We start from the raw sequence: 17,621 nt of genomic DNA, 5'->3' as shown, positions 1-17,621 counted from the left end.
GTAATCATGAATAGAAGAAATTTTCTAACATTGACGGGAACTTTTACAGGCGGCTTGCTTGTACTTCCTGATTTTTTACACGCTTTTGGTTCTCAGAACAATTTGGTTATGGGAGAACAATGTGTTGTTTTTGTACAGCTGAATGGTGGAAACGATGGTTTAAATACTTTTATCCCGTACGATGATCCTTTATATTACGACTATAGAACCAAAATAGCTTTAAATAAAGATTTGGTGATTAGTAAAAATAAAGGAATGGCTTTTCATCCTTCGTTGAAAGATTTCGCTCAAATGCAACAAAACGGGGATTTAACGGTAATTCAGAATGTGGGTTATCCAGAACCAATTCGTTCCCATTTTAGAAGTCAAGAAATTTGGCAGACTGCAACCGATTCTAATAAATATATAAATGAAGGCTGGCTCGGAAGATTTTTGGATTTGCAATGCAACGGACATCAGGCGACTGCGGGAATCAACTTAGATTCGATTGATAATTTGGCTTTAAAAGGAGTGGAGCCGAATTTTATAACAGTAAAAGATCCGAACCGATTTAAAGTAAAATCAGATAAAGAAGAAGATGTGACTTTATCCAAAAATCCACATTTAGATTTTGTTCGTAAAATTGCAAACTCAGTTACCGAAGGTTCAGATGAGATTCAGAAAGCTTTGGCAAAATCTAAAACAGAAATCAGTTATCCGAAAACAGAATTATCCAAAAATCTCGAATGGATTGCGCGATTGATAAAAGGGAATCTTAATTCAAAAGTGTATTATACGTCTCTTAACGGATTTGATACACACGACAATCAGCTTTCTATCCACGAACGGAAATTAACTGATTTAAACGATTCCTTATATAGTTTTTATTCTGATTTAAAGCAGTCACAGTTATTACAGAATGTAACAGTTGTAGTTTTCTCTGAATTCGGGCGACGAGTAAAAGACAACGGCAACGGAACCGATCACGGAACCGCAGCTCCAATGTTTATAATCGGAGGAAATAATAAAGGAACTATTTTAGGAAGAAATCCAAATCTGGCAGACTTAGATAATGGCGATTTAAAATACGAAATTGATTTTAGAAGTGTGTACGCTTCTTTATTAAAAGAAAAAATGAACTTCGATTATTCAAAAATCGGAATTTTGAATAAACCAGTTTCAGGATTGTTTGGATAATCGCAATCTTGTCATTTCGAGGAACGAGAAATCTTCACGAGTAACTCTACAATCAAAATCGTCAATCTTTGTCGAGCCGCTTGCGAAGATTTCTCGTTCCTCGAAATGACAAAAAAGGCGAACTAATATTGCAAATGGATTTAATCATTCATAATGATTTGCGCTAATTCGTGAATTCGTGGCGAAAAAAACTTAGCATCTCAGCAACTTAGAACCTCAGAACCTTATTATAAATATCTCATTTTAAGCCGATTTTTTTATATTATCATACAAAACCTGCTAAATTTGTTAAGAAATCCTTTTTTGTTTCATAAAATGCAATCTTTTTTTTGGTGCACTAAAAATAATTTATACATTCGCAGAGAATTTAAAACAAAACACAAACAAAATGGCAAGTAACCGTTTTTATTTTAGCAACTCTTTTTATTTCTTCTTTAGTAGAAGTGAGGATTGTGCTATGGTTATTTGAGAAAAATTTTAAGACAAATAAAACTAATATACAATCCTGATGCAAATCAGGATTTTTTTTTGACTATATGACAACGAAAATTGCGATACAAGGTATTAAAGGATCATTTCATCATCAGGTTGTAAAAGAGTATTTCTCTGAAAATGTGGATATTGATGAATGTCTATCTTTTGAAGAATTGATTGACAGCCTTATTGCCGGAAAATCTGATCAAGCCGTTATGGCGATCGAAAATTCAATTGCAGGGCCGATTATCCCGAATTATGCATTGATTGACAAGAACAATCTGCACATAATTGGAGAGCATTATTTAAATATTCAGCAGAATTTAATGGCTTTAAAAGGTCAGAAAATTGAAGATATCAGAGAAGTTCATTCTCACCCAATGGCACTTTTGCAGTGTATGGATTTTTTGAAACAATATCCAAATATCAAATTGGTTGAAGATAAAGATACAGCTGAAACAGCAAGAAGAATTCAGGAAAAACAATTGACCGGAATTGCTGCAATTGCAAGTGTAACAGCTTCTGAAATGTACGATTTGGATATTATTGCATCATCGATTCAAACGATTAAAAACAATATGACTCGTTTCGTAATCATTAAAAAGCAAAATTCATTTTTGCCAGAAAGCGAAATCAATAGAGCCTCTGTAAAATTTGAATTAGATCATAAAAGAGGAAGCTTAGCAGCGGTTTTGAATGTAATGAGCGATTGCAAACTGAATTTGACAAAAATCCAGTCGCTTCCAAAAATTGAAACGCCTTGGAAATATTCATTCTTCGTTGACGTAACATTTGAGAAATACGAAGATTTTGCAAAAGCCAAAGCGTTATTAAATATAATGGCAGAATATTTTAAAGTGTTGGGAGAATATAAAAACACAAAACCTTTGACTGAGTCATAAAGTTGAAAAGTCAAAAGTCTTAAAGTCAAAAAAGAAAAAGCATATAGCCTAAGGCTTAAAGCATATAGCAAAAATTAAAAACAATGATTACAACAGCAAAACGATTAGACACAGTTGAAGAATACTACTTCTCATCAAAACTTAGAGAAGTTCGTCAGTTGATGTCTGAAGGAAAATCGATCATCAACATGGGAATTGGAAGCCCTGATTTGAGTCCGTCAAAAGCAGTAATTGAAGCAGTCGCTGCGGCAATTCAAGACGAAAACGGACATGGTTATCAAAGCTATCAGGGATTACCAGAAATGAGACAGGCGATGGCGGATTTTTATCGTGATCAGTTTGGTGTTGAAGTGAATCCGAATAATGAGATTTTACCTCTTATGGGTTCGAAAGAAGGAATTATGCATATTTCGTTAGCATTTTTAAATGAAGGCGATTACGTTTTAATTCCGAATCCGGGTTATCCGACGTATACTTCGGTAACCAATTTAGTTCAGGCGGTTCCGGTTTATTACGATTTGAAAGAAGAAAACGGATGGGAACCAGATTTTGAAGCTCTTGAAAAACTGGATCTTTCGAAAGTAAAAATTATGTGGCTGGGTTATCCGCACATGCCAACAGGAGCTCGAGGAAGTTTAGCGTTATTTGAAAAATTGGTTGCTTTTGCTAAAAAACACAACATATTATTAATCAACGACAATCCGTATAGTTTTGTTTTGAATGATAATCCGATGAGTTTATTGCAGGTTGAAGGCGCAAAGGATGTGGCTTTAGAATTGAACTCTTTAAGTAAAACATTCAACATGGCGGGCTGGAGAGTCGGGATGGTTTTGGGAAATCCTGAAATTATCGATGCGGTTCTTAAAGTAAAAAGCAACATGGACAGCGGAATGTATTACGGAATTCAAAAAGGTGCAATCGCAGCTTTAAAATGTGATAAATCGTGGTTCGAAGATCAAAACAAAATTTACAGACGCCGTAGAGAATTAACGGAGAAATTAGCTGAAAAGTTAAACTGTAAAGTGTATAAAGAAGGAGTTGGACTTTTTGTTTGGGCAAAATTGCCAGAAGGAATCGAATCAGCAGAGAAGTTCATTGACGAAATATTATATGAGAAACATATCTTCATTACACCGGGAACCATTTTTGGAAGCAACGGTGAAGGGTATATAAGATTCTCATTGTGTGTAAAAGAAGAAAAAGTACAAGAAGCGATAGATAGATTTTAGATTTTTTCGCCACAGTTTGTCATTTCGACGAAGGAGAAATCTTCGTTGCAAGATCGACAAAGATTGGAATCTCGTTGCCGAGTTACTTGCGAAGATTTCTCCTTCGTCGAAATGACAAAAAAGACGGAGAACAATAAAGGTCTTGAAAAAAACGAGAAGCCCTAGCCCTGATAGAAGTGGAAATCCTTTTGCGCCGGGGTTCGGCGGAAAAGATTGAAACGGATAGCAGGAAACAGCTTCTAATAAAAAGAAATATGAAAGTATACGTAATAGGAATAGGGTTAATAGGTGGTTCGATGGTGTTAGACATCAAAGGACGTTATCCTGATGCGACTATCTTAGGAATTGACAATAACGAAAAACATTTGCAGGAAGCAATTGATCTTGGAGTTATTGACGAAGCGGGAAGCTTCGAAGATTTACAAAAAGCAGATTTTGTAATCGTTTCGGTTCCAGTAGATGTTGCGCTGACAGTTTTGCCTAAAGTTTTGGATGCAGTTGGAGACAAGACAATTGTTTTTGAAGTAGGATCGACCAAAAAGCCAATCTGCGATGTGGTGGCTAATCATCCGAAAAGAAGAAATTTTATTGCCACGCACCCAATTGCAGGAACAGAATTTTCGGGTCCATCAGCAGCAATAAGAGGCTTGTTTCAAGGAAAAACAAATATTATCTGTGAGGTAGAAAAGACTGCTTTTAAATTACAGGAAAAAGCATTAAATCTTTTTACTTCAATTGGAATGAGAATTCGATATATGGATCCTGTTTCGCACGATAAACACATTGCTTATGTTTCGCATTTATCGCACATTAGTTCGTTTATGCTCGGGAAAACAGTAATGATAAAAGAAAAAGACGAACAAGATATTTTTGATATGGCGGGAAGTGGATTTGAAAGCACTGTTCGTTTGGCAAAAAGTTCACCCGCAATGTGGACACCCATTTTTAAACAAAACAAAGAATACGTTCTGGAAACCTTAGAAGGTTATATTGCAAATTTAACTCAGTTTAGAGATTTGCTGGCAGACGACAATTACAACGCCATTTTTGAAGAAATGGAAAGTGTAAATAAAATTAGAGAAATATTAAACGGAATAACTATAAAAAAGTAAACTATAAAAACGATGGAAAATAAAAAAGAAATGAGAAAGTGGTTAGAAGATTTCAATTTAAATCACCCACTTGTGATAGCTGGACCTTGTAGTGCAGAAACTGAAGATCAGGTTTTGAAAATCGCTCACGAATTGAAAGATTCAAAAGTAAGCGTATTCAGAGCTGGAATCTGGAAACCAAGAACTCGTCCGGGAGGATTTGAAGGTGTTGGTGAAATTGGATTAAAATGGTTGCAAAAAGCTAAAGCTGAAACTGGTTTATTAATGGGAACTGAAGTTGCAACTGCAGCGCACTGTAAATTAGCTTTAGAACACGATATCGACGTATTATGGGTTGGTGCACGTACAACTGCAAACCCTTTCGCAGTTCAAGAAATTGCTGATACATTAAAAGGAACTGATAAAATTGTTTTGGTGAAAAACCCTGTAAACCCAGATTTAGCTTTATGGTTAGGTGGTGTTGAGCGTTTACACATGGCAGGTATTGAGAAATTAGGTGTTATTCACAGAGGTTTCTCTACTTACGAAAAAACAAAATACAGAAACATTCCAGAATGGCAGATTGCTATCGAATTGCAAAATAAATTTCCTGATTTGCCATTAATCATCGATCCATCTCACATTACTGGAGATCGTAAAATGATTTTCGAAGTAACTCAAGAAGCTTTAGATTTGAACTACGATGGTATGATTATCGAAACGCATATCGATCCAGACAACGCTTGGTCTGATGCTGCACAGCAAGTTACTCCTGATGCTTTGAAACAAATCATCAAAGATTTGACTATCAGAAAAACGGATGATACTACAGATGAGTACAGCCAAAAAATGAAAAAACTAAGAGCTAATATCGACGTTTTGGATGCTAACTTATTAGAATTGTTAGGAAAACGTATGAAAGTGGCTGATGAAATTGGTCAAGTGAAAAAAGACGCTAACGTTGCGATTCTTCAAAACAACCGTTGGAATGAAATCTTAGGAAAAATGATTCTTGAAGGTGAGAAAAAAGGCCTTACTGAAGAATTCGTTTTGAGAATGTTCAAAGCTATTCACCAAGAAAGTATCGGTCACCAAGAGAAAATTTTCAACGCATAATTTTCTTTAAACCATATAAGTGATATAAGATGAATTGGGTTTTTTAAAAACTTTGTTGTTGAATTTAATTATATCACACATTTAAAATTAGATTGTTTTTTATATTAAATCTCCATTGCTTTCGGGCTTTGGAGATTTTTTTTTGAAAATAAATATTATCTTCCCAACCTTTTAATGTTTTTTGTTCTCTATAACATTATGAACCTTAATTTTTGTATCATGAAATTAAAATTGTTTTCGTCTGTACAACACATTTTTCAACTGAATTTGAACGTATTCTTTTTCTTCCTAGTCTTTATTGGCACAAAAACTTTTGCGCAAAGTCCTGAACTTACCGTTAAAGGGGAAGAAGCTGAGAAGGTGCGAATGAGTCAGTTGAAAGTCAATGTGAAAATCGTTGGCAATATTGCTTACACGACAGCTGAAATGCATTTTTTTAATTCGGGTACACGACATATGGAAGCTGAACTTATTTTTCCCCTTCCCGAAAATGTTTCCGTTTCGAGATACGCGATTGATATTAATGGGAAACTTCGCGAAGCTGTTCCAGTAAATAAAAATAAAGGGAAACAAGTCTTTGAAGCAATTGAACATCGCCGTGTTGATCCAGGTTTATTGGAAAAAGTCGATGGGAATAACTTTAAAACCAGAATTTATCCTTTGATGCCAAATGGAGAAAGAATCGTTGTTATTGGTTATGAAGAAGAACTTTCGGCTTCGGATAAAGATAATTTGTCGTATCAGCTTTTGAGCCGTTATCCAAAAAAGTTGGATAAATTTGAAATTAATGTTTCGGTTTTAGGGGCTTCAAATACGCCAACTGTTGCCGAAAATTCAGGAAAAGAAATTGTGTTTTCAAAATGGGATCAATCTTTTCAAGCTTCGCTTAAAAAAGAAAATTACCAGCCTGAAGAAAAATTAGTTTTTAAAATTCCGATTCAGCAAAATATTCCGAGTGTTGTAATGCAGGATGCTGGAGGTCAATATTATTTCTACGGAAATACTTTTATTGAAGGAAATAAAACAGCTAAAAAAACTCCAGCTTCAATTGGTTTGATTTGGGATAATTCTTTAAGTTGCCAGAATCGTGATCTAAAGAAAGAATTAGATTTGTTAGAAAATTATTTTCAGAAAATAAAAAACACAAAAGTGACTTTGTACTTTCTGAACTATACTTTCGAAAAACAAAAAGAGTTCGTGATTTTGAACGGAAATTGGTCAGAACTAAAATCAGTTTTAGAAAAAACAAAATACGATGGTGGAACGCGTTATTCGCAAATCAATTTTGAAAATCAAGATGAATATTTATTTTTTACAGATGGATTATCATCTTTAAGTGAAAATCTTTTGCCAAAAACCAAAAAGTCTGTTTACACCATTACTTCCTCAGTTTCTGCGGATTTTGCTTTTCTGAATTTTTCTTCAATGAAAACTGGGGGCAATTTCATTAATTTAAATCAGATTAATGCTGAAACGGCTTTGGATAAATTGACAAATTTAAATTTGAAATTTCTAGGCATAAAGGAAAATCTGACTGTAACTGATTTATTTCCGATGGAAGGAACTTCGGTTTCAGGAAATTTTAGTTTTTCGGGAATTTCTTTAAATCCGAAAAATGAAATTACGTTGTTATTTGGCTATAATGAAGCTGTTTTAGAGCGAAAAATAAGTTTAGATGCAACTATCCAGAATACTACTGGTATCAATGTTGAAAAACTTTGGGCACAGAAAAAAATTGCTAATCTTGAATTGCAATACACTAAAAACGCAGATGAAATAGAGATTTTAGGGAAGAAATTCGGAATTGTAACCAAAAATACGTCATTGATTGTTCTCGAAAATGTTAGTGATTATATTATGTATGATATTTTGCCGCCAGCAGAATTGCGTGAAGAATTTGATCGAATTAAAAAGCAGGAACATGACGCTGCATTAGCGCTGCAAAAAAATAATTGGGAAAGTATTGAAAGTTACTTTGGAAATATAAATGCTTGGTGGAAAAAGAATACTAAGTATAATGGACAAAAAATAGCATCTAAGTATAAGTACAATAGACAAGTTCCACCGCCACCGCCACCTCCAAATGGTAGAAATAGAGCTAGAAATATGGAAAGCAGAGTAGCATCTGAGACTATTAAAGGAGATCCTGACGCAGTACTGACAGTAGATGAACCAGTTGGAGCTGCACCAGTATCAACAGTTGTTGTGGAAGATAATGCAGTATATAATACGCCTCCTCCGCCATCTGCGCCAAAAGTTGATCAGGTAAAATTTGTAGCGCCAGTTGTAGCAAAATCGCAAGAGATTACAGAAGATCCACCAAAAATTATTGATATAAAAGATAAAAAAGTTGGAAGTGAAGTAATTAAGGGAGATCCGGATTTTACTAAATTACAAGACACAATAACTGTAGGATACGGAACTCAAAAAAAATCTGATGTTACTGGTGCGATCGCAGAAGGCACTTCAAAAAACAAAGATCTTTTGCAAGATTCAGTTTTCAGTAAAGGTTATTTAGCTGGAGATTCAAAAAAACCTTTAATTATAGTTGATGGTCAGTTTTATGAGGGTGAAGTGACCGATTTAGAATCAGATGATATCGAAACGGTAGAGGTTTTAAAAGATGCTGCAAGAATTTCTACTTATGGCAGCAGGGGAGTAAATGGAGTTATTATTATAACAACTAAAAAGAAGTCTTCGAATAGTGGAGTTGTTCAAACAAAAAGCTGGAATCCAGATCGATTGTATTTAAAAGCACTAGCATCAGCGCCAAAAGAAAAGCAATACGATTTGTATCTTGATTTACGAAAAGCGCAGGAAAGAAATCCGAGTTTTTATTTTGATGTGGCTCATTTTTTCTACAATCAGGGCGACATTAAAAAGGCATTGCTAATTGTCAGTAACATTGCTGATTTAGGTTTAGAGAATCATCAGTTATATAAAACTTTGACTTATACTTTACGTCAGTGGAAAGATTATAATGATGCCGCGTTTACAGCAAAACAGGTTGTAAAATGGAGAGAGCATGAGCCACAAAGTCTTAGAGATTATGCCTTAACGCTTGAAGATGCAGGAAAGTATCAAGAGGCGTTTGATGAATTGATAAAATCACTTGAAGTAAATTATTATGGAGAAATGAGCGGACAGTATGAAGGCGTTGAGGATATTGTTTTAATGGATATTAATCGTTTAATGTCTGAGCATTCTGGATTAAAAACAGGAAAGCTAGACAAAAAATATATTACTAAAATGCCAGTTGATATCAGAATCATAATGAACTGGAACCAAATGGATGTCGATTTAGATTTACATGTAATTGAACCAACTGGAGAAGAATGCTATTACAGCCACACTTCTACACAAATTGGAGGAAGATTTTCTAAAGATTTTACAGAAGGTTATGGTCCAGAACAATATATGATCAGAAATGCAGTAAAAGGCAAATACCAAATTAAAAGTAACTATTTTGGAGAAACTGAATTAACCGAAAATGGTCCAGCAACTATTATGGTTGAAATTTATACCACTAAAGCTGGTAAAATATCTCGAACTTTAAAAACAATTCAGTTAGGAAAGGTAAAGGAAAATGAAACTTTAGCCGAAATAGTTTGGTAAAGTCTGCAAATTAAGGATATGTCTTTCAAATTTAAAAGGCGAAATTGCGTTGTTCCATTCTAAAAACGTAATTTTGCCTTTTATTTTTTAGGTTTTAAAACGTAATTTAAAATCTAAAATCAGAAATCTAAAATTAAAGAATGACAGGAACCGTTTATAAATCTACAGGAAGCTGGTACACCGTAAAATCTGAAAAAGGAGATTTTATAGAATGCCGTATGAAAGGGAAATTTAGAATAAAAGGTATAAAAAGTACCAATCCAATTGCTGTAGGCGATATAGTTGATTATGAATTGGAAGAAACTTCTGATTCTGTTACGGGAACGATTCATAATATCCACGAAAGAAAAAACTATATCGTTCGTAAATCGGTTAACTTATCGAAGCAGATTCATATTATTGCTTCCAATATTGATCAAGTTTTCTTGTTGATTACAATTGATAATCCGCCAACGACTACAAGTTTCATTGACCGTTTTTTGGTTACTGCCGAAGCATACGGAATTGAAGCTATTTTGATTTTTAATAAAATAGATACTTTAACAGAACAGACTTTAGACGATCAGCTTTATTTGCAACACATTTATCAGGAAATTGGATATAAATGTCTCCGAATTTCTTCGACAGAAAATAAGGGTGTTGACAAATTGAAAGAAATGATGGTTGGAAAAGTAAGTATGTTTTCTGGACATTCTGGAGTTGGAAAATCAACTTTGGTGAATGCAATGGAACCTAGTCTTCATTTAAAAACAACAGTAATTTCGGAACAAAGCAAACAAGGACAGCACACTACAACATTTGCCGAAATGTACGATTTGTCTTTTGATGCCCGAATTATTGATACTCCAGGAATTAAAGGTTTCGGAATTGTTGATATGGAACCAACAGAAATCACCGATTATTTTCCAGAGTTTTTCAGATTAAAAGACCAATGTAAGTTTAACAACTGTTTACACAAAGAAGAACCGCATTGTGCCATAAAAGCTGCTTTAGAAAAAGATGAAATTGCATGGTCACGCTACAACAGTTATCTTAAAATCCTTGAAGGCGACGATGAGCACTATCGTACTGATACATATGGTGAAGATCGTGCAGCGAGTGATGAAACGAGAAAATAAATTTAGTCAAAAGTCAAAAGCCAAAAGTCTTAAAGTTTTTTACAACCTACTAGACTTTTGACTTTTGACTTTCGGCTTTCAGACTTAAATAAATGAAAGTAGTAATTCAAAGAGTTTCCCAGGCATCAGTAACAGTTGATGGCCAAAAAACAGCAGACATTCAAAAAGGATTATTAGTATTAGTTGGAATTGAAGAAGCCGATACTCAGGAAGATATTGATTGGCTCGCTGGAAAAATCATAAAAATGAGAATCTTTGGCGACGAAAATGATGTCATGAACTGTTCGGTTCAAGATATTGACGGCGATATTATTGTTGTAAGTCAGTTTACACTTCACGCATCAACCAAAAAAGGAAACCGTCCTTCTTATATAAAAGCAGCCAAACCAGATTTTGCCATTCCAATGTACGAGAACTTTGTTCAAGCAATAGAAAAAGAGTTTGGAAAGAAAGTGCAAACCGGAATTTTTGGTGCAGATATGAAAGTCAGTCTTCTAAATGACGGACCAGTTACCATTGTAATGGATAGCAAAAACAAGGAGTAAAATATTATTAAACATTTGTTAAGGATTTCTGAAAATAATATATATTTGACGAAAATACCTACTAATGAAAAACCTGTTTTGCACATTATTTTTTATATTACTTACTGCCAATATTTCTGCCCAGAAGAATATATATCCTATAGCTGCCGTTCCTGATAGTTTAAAACAAAATGGGAATGCTGTTCTACGTTTAAACCAAATGGATATAGTCATTGCTTCACAAAGAAGTATGAATATCAAGATTCAAAGGGTCGTTTCGGTTTTAAATGAAAAAGGTTTAAAAGATATTGATGCCTTTAGTCATTATGATAAAACAACGTCAATAAATAATATTGAAGCCGTAGTTTATGATGCTTTAGGAAATGAAATCAAAAAAATAAAAAGAAAAGATTTTAGAGATCAAAGTGCAGTAAGCGGAAGTACTCTTTTTTCAGATAATCGCGTGCTTTATTTGGATTATACTCCAATTTCGTATCCATTTACAATTGCTTTTTCGTGCGAGACCGAAACTTCAAATACTGCTTTTATACCGCAATGGTATTTTATTGATGGCTACAACTTGAGCGTAGAAAAATGTATTTTGAATGTTACTTTTCCGAAAGGATTGGGCTTTAAGAAAAAAGAGTTCCGATTTGAAAATTTTAATATACAAAAAACGGCCGATACCGATACCAATTTAAGTTATACAGCAACGAATATAGTTGCTCAAAAACAAGAAGATCTTAGTCCTTCTCCTTCAGATCTTTTTCCTAAAGTTATGATGGGATTAGAAAATTTCCATTTGGAAGGAGTTGACGGAAATGCTACCACATGGGAAGCATTTGGTAAATGGTATGGTGATAAAATCTTAACAGGCACAACTATTCTGCCCGAAGAAACCAAAACAAAAATCAAAGCTCTTGTTGGGGATGAAAAAGATCCTGTCAAGAAAGCCAAAATCATTTACGATTATGTGCAGAAAAAATCCCGATATGTAAACATCGCAGTTGGTATTGGTGGCTGGAAACCTATGCAAGCCAATGATGTTGATCGTTTAGGATACGGAGATTGTAAAGCATTGTCAAATTATACAAAAGCACTTTTGCAAGTTGTAGATGTTCCGTCCTATAATACTATTTTATATGGTGATCGTTACAAAGCAGATATTCAGTCTGATTTTGTATCGATGCAAGGAAACCACATGATTCTCGCAATTCCAAATAAAGATAAATACATCTGGCTAGAGTGCACAAGCCAGGATGATCCATTTGGTTATCAAGGAACTTTTACCGATGATCGTGATGTTTTGGTTGTAAAGCCAGAAGGTGGAGAAATTGTTCGTACAAAAATCTATGATGACAAAGGAAATACTCAAGCTGGTAAAGGAGTTTACACAATTGATGGAGCCGGAAATTTTTCGGGAACATTAAAAATAGCGTCTGAGGGAAGCCAGTATGCTACTAAATTACGCGTTGAGACCATGCAACCAAACGAAAAAGAAGAGCATTACAAAGATTATTGGGATAATATCAGCAATTTGAAATTGGGTAAAATAACTTTTACCAACGATAAAGAAAATGTTCGTTTTACTGAAGACGTTCAGTTAAGTGCTGCAAATTATGGAGCGCTGACGGGTAATAAAATGATCTTTGTAGTTGATGCTTTTAATCAGTATACAGGAAATTTAAAAAGAATTCGAAACCGTAAAAATCCATTTCAAATTCAGCGTGGCTATTTAGATACAGATGAAATCGAGATAAATCTTCCAGAAGGTTATAACATCGAATTTCTTCCTTCAAACTACGAGTTAAAAGGAAAATTTGGTGAGTACAAAACAGAAATTATTAAAAAAGATAATAATAAATTGACTTATAAAAGATCAATGTTTTTGAATAAAGGAAAATATTCGAACAAAGAATACGATGAGTATCGCTTGTTTATGGAACAAGTTTCTCGAAACGATAACGCTAAAATAATATTGACCAAAAACTAACAAGTAAACCAAGCAAATCAAAAATTACCAATGAAAATTATTAAGTTATTTAGTCTAACTGTGATTTTACTGATCGCTTCGAAAGCGATGTCGCAGGAATTTAAATTAGGAAAAGTATCCATTGCAGAATTAGAACAAAAAGTGCATCCGAAAGACTCTACAGCTGCAGCAGCGATTTTGTATAAAAGAGGGACCGCAAGAGTTGAATATGATCCTAATGATGGTTTTGTCACATTAACTGATGTGGAAACTAGAATTAAAATTTATAAAAAAGAAGGATACGATTGGGCTAATCAGGAAATATGGTATTACAATACTACTAATTTAAAAGAAAAAGTTTTTTTTAATGATGCCGTTACATATAATTTAGTGAATGGTAAAATTGAGAAAACAAAGCTAAAGAGCGATGGGGTTTTTGATGAAGTCTTGAATAAGTTTAGAGGTCAGAAGAAAATGACAATGCCAAATGTAAAAGAAGGGTCTGTAATAGAGTTTCGATACACTATAAAATGTCCTAGTGATAGAATGATTAGAGAATGGTCTTTTCAATCTAGTATTCCTGTTAATTATTCAGAATTCTCAACTTTTATTCCTGAATATTATGTTTTTAATTCAAGACAAAAAGGATATATTTTTCCAAAAGTAACTACATTAAAAAATCCAAAATCTATAACTTTTAATGTTAAAGAAAGAAACTTTGGGCCTGGTTCTGCACCTACTTCTTTTTCAACAGAGAAACATGATTACATAGAGAATCAAACCATTTTTACTGCTGTAGATTTACCGGCAATGAAAGATGAGTCTTATGTAAATAATATAGAAAACTATATGTCAGCGGTTTCTCATGAGTTATCATTGACAAAGTTTCCAAATTCTTCAATGAAAGAATATTCTTCAGATTGGAATTCTGTTGTAAAAACAATTTATGAATATGACGATTTTGGCCCTGAATTAAATAAAACGGGATATTTTGAAGAGGATGTGAAAAAGCTGCTTGCAGATACTAAAACTCCAGAAGAAAAGATATGGGTTATTTTTAATCATGTAAAATCAAACGTAAAATGGAACAATTATACAGGTTATAGCTGTGATAATGGTGTTAAAAAAGCATACAAGGAAAAAACAGGAAATATTGCCGATATAAATTTGATGCTTACAGCAATGCTGCGTTATTCTGGTTTAACTGCAAATCCAGTTTTAGTTAGTACGCGTTCCAACGGAATTGCTCTGTTTCCAAACAGAACGGCATTTAATTATGTAATTGCTGCTGTCGAAACTCCGAACGGAAATATTTTACTAGATGCTTCAGAAAAATTTTCGATTCCAAATGTTTTACCGTTAAGAGTTTTAAATTGGTCAGGAAGATTGATTAGAAAAGACGGATCATCAGAAGAAATTAATCTGATGCCAGAAAAAACTTCTGCTGATAATGTTTTTATGAATTATAGTATTGATAGTACTGGAAAAATTACTGGAAAAACAAGAAGACAATGCATGGATTACAATGCAATGATTACACGAAGTAATATTGAAAGCTTAAAAGAAGAAGAGTATTTAGAAAAGCTAGAAAACCAAAATAATAAAATAGAAATTAGCGAGTACTCAAAAACAAATGAAAAAGATATACTTCTTCCTATTATAGAAACGTATTCTTTTACAGGAAATAATTTATGTGAGTTGATTGGCGATAAAATATACGTAAATCCGATGCTATTTTTTACGAACGATAAAAACCCTTTCAAGCAGGAAGTACGAGAATATCCAGTTGATTTTAGTTATCCTTTTGCTGATAAGTATAATATTACAATTAAAATTCCAGAAGGATTTACAGTTGAAACATTACCAGCTCCTGCGGCAATGACTATGGAAGATAACCTTGGCGCTTTTAAATTTAATATCGTAGCGAATGGAGATACTTTACAATTGGTTATTTTGCATCAGATTAATGAAGCGATTGTTTCTGCCGAAAAGTACGATATGCTAAAAGAGTATTATAAGGGAATGATTGCAAAAGAAACTGAAAAGATCGTTTTAAAACGTATTTAAATTATGTCTAGATTTCTCCTAATATGTATTGCCTTTTTTTGGAGTACAATAACAATTCAAGCTCAAAATTATGAATTGGGCAAAGTAACAATCGCAGAATTGAATGAGAAAGTTCACCCTAAAGATAGCAGCGCACCCGCTGCTATCTTGTTTAAAAAGGGAAGAACTTATTTTGGTTATAACAAAGACGTTGGATTTTATGCTAATCATATCTGTGAAGTAAAAATCAAAATATATAAGAAAGAAGGTTTAAGTTGGGCAGACCAGAAAGTGCGTTATTATATCGGGTATGAAAACTTAAATGAGGATCGTTTAGAATTTTCAGAAGCAGTGACTTACAATTTAGAGAATGGAAACATTGTAAAAACAAAACTAAATAATCAGGGAGAATTTAAAACCAAGATTAATAAGTATTGGAAAGAAAAGACGATTACTTTGCCAAATGTAAAAGTAGGGTCTATTATTGAGTACAAATATCTTTTAAGGTCAGAAAATCTTGTGAAATTTCCTGATTTCGATATTCAGTTTGACATTCCTCTTAACTATTTTTATTATAAAACACAGATTCCAGAGTTTTACATTTATAAACCGCTTTTAATTGGAGGAATTCCGCTTGAAACCGAATCTAAATTTACAAATGGTAGTCAGAGTTTTGATAATGCTTACAGTCAGACAAGTTCATTTAGCTATAAACAAATTGAAACTTTTTATACAGGAAAAGACGTTCCAGCATTAAAAGAAGAACCTTATATTAATAATCTTGAAAATTATCGTGGAAGCATTCAGCAAGAACTTGAAAGGGTTCGTCTTCCTGATCAGCCTGTAAAAGACTACAGTTTAACTTGGGAAGGTGTTGCGAAAACTATTTTTAAAGACGAAAGTTTTGGAAAACAGCTTAATCAAGGCGCTTTATTTACAGATGATTTGAATACATTATTGACTAACGTAGAGGATAAAAAAGAAAGATTGAATCTAATTTTTACGTATGTCAAAAATCGAATGAATTGGAACGAAATTAATAGTTGTTACACAGAAAAAGGAGTTGAAAAAGCTTATAAAGAACAAACTGGAAATGTTGCAGAAATAAATTTTATTTTGATAAACATGCTTCGCGCAGCAGGTATAGAAGCAAATCCTGTTTTGGTAAGTACAATTCAAAATGGACTTCCGGTTTATCCCACAAGAACAGGATTCAATTACGTTATAGCGGCAGCCGAAATTGATGGTAAAAGAATTCTTTTGGATGCAACTCGTAAGCTTACAGCTCCTAACATTTTGCCATTAAATGTTTTAAATTGGAAAGGGAGGCTAATTACGAAAGATGGAAATTCGCAAGAAATTGAATTAGATCCTGCAATACAGTCGAAAGAGATTTACAGCCTTGTAGTCAAAATTGACCCTGATGGAAAAATGAACGGGCAGGGTAGAGTTCAGCGAACAGAATATGATGCATATAGTTTTAGAGAAGAAAACAAAACTAAAACTGAAGACGCTTATTTAGAAAAATTTGAAAATAATTTGGGAGATGTAGAGATTTCAAATTATAAAATAGAGAATCAGAAATCAAATTTAGATCAGTCTGTTATTGAAACTTTTTCTTTTGCTTCAGGCAGTCGTTCGGATATTATCCAGGGTAAGATTTTTGTCAATCCACTATTGTTTTTTACGCGAAGTAAAAATCCTTTCAATCAAGAAAAAAGACAAATGCCAGTTTATTTCGGATATAAAAACATGGAAAAGTACAATTTTAGTATTCAGATTCCAGAAGGCTATGCTGTAGAATCTATTCCAAAACCAGTAAAGATAATGTCAGAAGATAAACAGATGTCCTTTATCTTAAATTTTTCAGTTACAGAAAACAAAATTCAAATTGTAAGCCAAAAAGAAATCAACAATAGTATTTTTGCAGCAGCGGATTACGGAATGATAAAAGAGTTTTTTCAAAAGATGATCGCAAGCCAAAATGAAAAAATAATTCTTAAAAAGATATAGAAGATGGATTTGAAAAATGCACAGTTAGATGTTGATACCTGGATAAAAGAACACGGAGTTCGTTACTTCAACGAATTGACAAATATGGCACAGCTTACAGAAGAAGTTGGTGAGGTTGCCAGAATTATTGCGCGCCGTTACGGAGAACAATCTGAAAAGGAAAGTGATAAGAACAAAGATTTAGGAGAAGAATTGGCAGATGTTGTTTTCGTAGTGCTTTGTTTAGCCAATCAAACAGGAATTGATTTACAGGCTGCTTTTGACAAAAAAATGGATCTAAAATCAGTTAGAGATAAAGATCGTCACAAAAACAATGATAAATTGAAATAATTGTGAAATTTCAGC

General features: G+C 33.5%; 12 protein-coding genes. All 12 read left to right on the top strand.

Annotation, left to right across the window (positions count from 1 at the left end; translation table 11 throughout):
* Nucleotides 1-6: 6 nt before the first annotated feature.
* The 12 genes from DMA14_RS13000 (at nt 7) to DMA14_RS12945 (ending at nt 17,606) form a co-directional block, all read left to right on the top strand.
* Entirely contained in the window at nt 7-1,176 is a 1,170-nt protein-coding gene (locus DMA14_RS13000; RefSeq protein WP_111425078.1) for a DUF1501 domain-containing protein, read from the top strand.
* A 536-nt stretch (nt 1,177-1,712) separates the two neighbouring features.
* On the top strand, nt 1,713-2,552 hold the full coding sequence (locus DMA14_RS12995) for a prephenate dehydratase (protein ID WP_111425077.1): 840 nt from the start codon (nt 1,713-1,715) through the stop codon (nt 2,550-2,552).
* Between the two features lie 83 nt (nt 2,553-2,635).
* Nucleotides 2,636-3,781 (top strand): pyridoxal phosphate-dependent aminotransferase, encoded by a 1,146-nt coding sequence (locus tag DMA14_RS12990; RefSeq protein ID WP_111425076.1) that lies wholly within the window; start codon nt 2,636-2,638, stop codon nt 3,779-3,781.
* A 254-nt stretch (nt 3,782-4,035) separates the two neighbouring features.
* Nucleotides 4,036-4,893: a prephenate dehydrogenase gene (locus DMA14_RS12985; protein ID WP_111425438.1), complete on the top strand. Its 858-nt coding sequence runs from the start codon at nt 4,036-4,038 to the stop codon at nt 4,891-4,893.
* A 12-nt stretch (nt 4,894-4,905) separates the two neighbouring features.
* Nucleotides 4,906-5,988, top strand: coding sequence for a bifunctional 3-deoxy-7-phosphoheptulonate synthase/chorismate mutase type II (locus DMA14_RS12980; RefSeq protein WP_026728420.1), 1,083 nt, complete (start codon nt 4,906-4,908; stop codon nt 5,986-5,988).
* A gap of 219 nt (nt 5,989-6,207) precedes the next feature.
* On the top strand, nt 6,208-9,603 hold the full coding sequence (locus tag DMA14_RS12975) for a VIT domain-containing protein (RefSeq protein ID WP_111425075.1): 3,396 nt from the start codon (nt 6,208-6,210) through the stop codon (nt 9,601-9,603).
* A 140-nt stretch (nt 9,604-9,743) separates the two neighbouring features.
* A complete protein-coding gene (rsgA, locus tag DMA14_RS12970; RefSeq protein ID WP_111425074.1) occupies nt 9,744-10,721 on the top strand; it encodes a ribosome small subunit-dependent GTPase A in 978 nt (325 codons plus the stop codon).
* Nucleotides 10,722-10,813: 92 nt separating this feature from the next.
* On the top strand, nt 10,814-11,266 hold the full coding sequence (dtd, locus tag DMA14_RS12965; RefSeq protein ID WP_111425073.1) for a D-aminoacyl-tRNA deacylase: 453 nt from the start codon (nt 10,814-10,816) through the stop codon (nt 11,264-11,266).
* Nucleotides 11,267-11,330: 64 nt separating this feature from the next.
* Nucleotides 11,331-13,238 (top strand): DUF3857 domain-containing protein, encoded by a 1,908-nt coding sequence (locus DMA14_RS12960; RefSeq protein WP_111425072.1) that lies wholly within the window; start codon nt 11,331-11,333, stop codon nt 13,236-13,238.
* A gap of 30 nt (nt 13,239-13,268) precedes the next feature.
* Complete coding sequence (locus DMA14_RS12955) at nt 13,269-15,284, top strand: DUF3857 domain-containing protein (RefSeq protein ID WP_111425071.1); 2,016 nt, start codon at nt 13,269-13,271, stop codon at nt 15,282-15,284.
* Nucleotides 15,285-15,287: 3 nt separating this feature from the next.
* On the top strand, nt 15,288-17,276 hold the full coding sequence (locus tag DMA14_RS12950; RefSeq protein ID WP_111425070.1) for a DUF3857 domain-containing protein: 1,989 nt from the start codon (nt 15,288-15,290) through the stop codon (nt 17,274-17,276).
* 3 nt (nt 17,277-17,279) lie between these two features.
* Nucleotides 17,280-17,606, top strand: a complete 327-nt coding sequence (locus DMA14_RS12945) for a nucleotide pyrophosphohydrolase (RefSeq protein WP_012022600.1) — start codon at nt 17,280-17,282, stop codon at nt 17,604-17,606.
* Nucleotides 17,607-17,621: the final 15 nt, after the last annotated feature.

The organism is Flavobacterium sharifuzzamanii (assembly GCF_003254585.1).
Lineage (GTDB): Bacteria > Bacteroidota > Bacteroidia > Flavobacteriales > Flavobacteriaceae > Flavobacterium > Flavobacterium sharifuzzamanii.
Note: the sequence above shows the minus strand (reverse complement) of the source record. Positions and strands in the feature narration are given on the sequence as shown.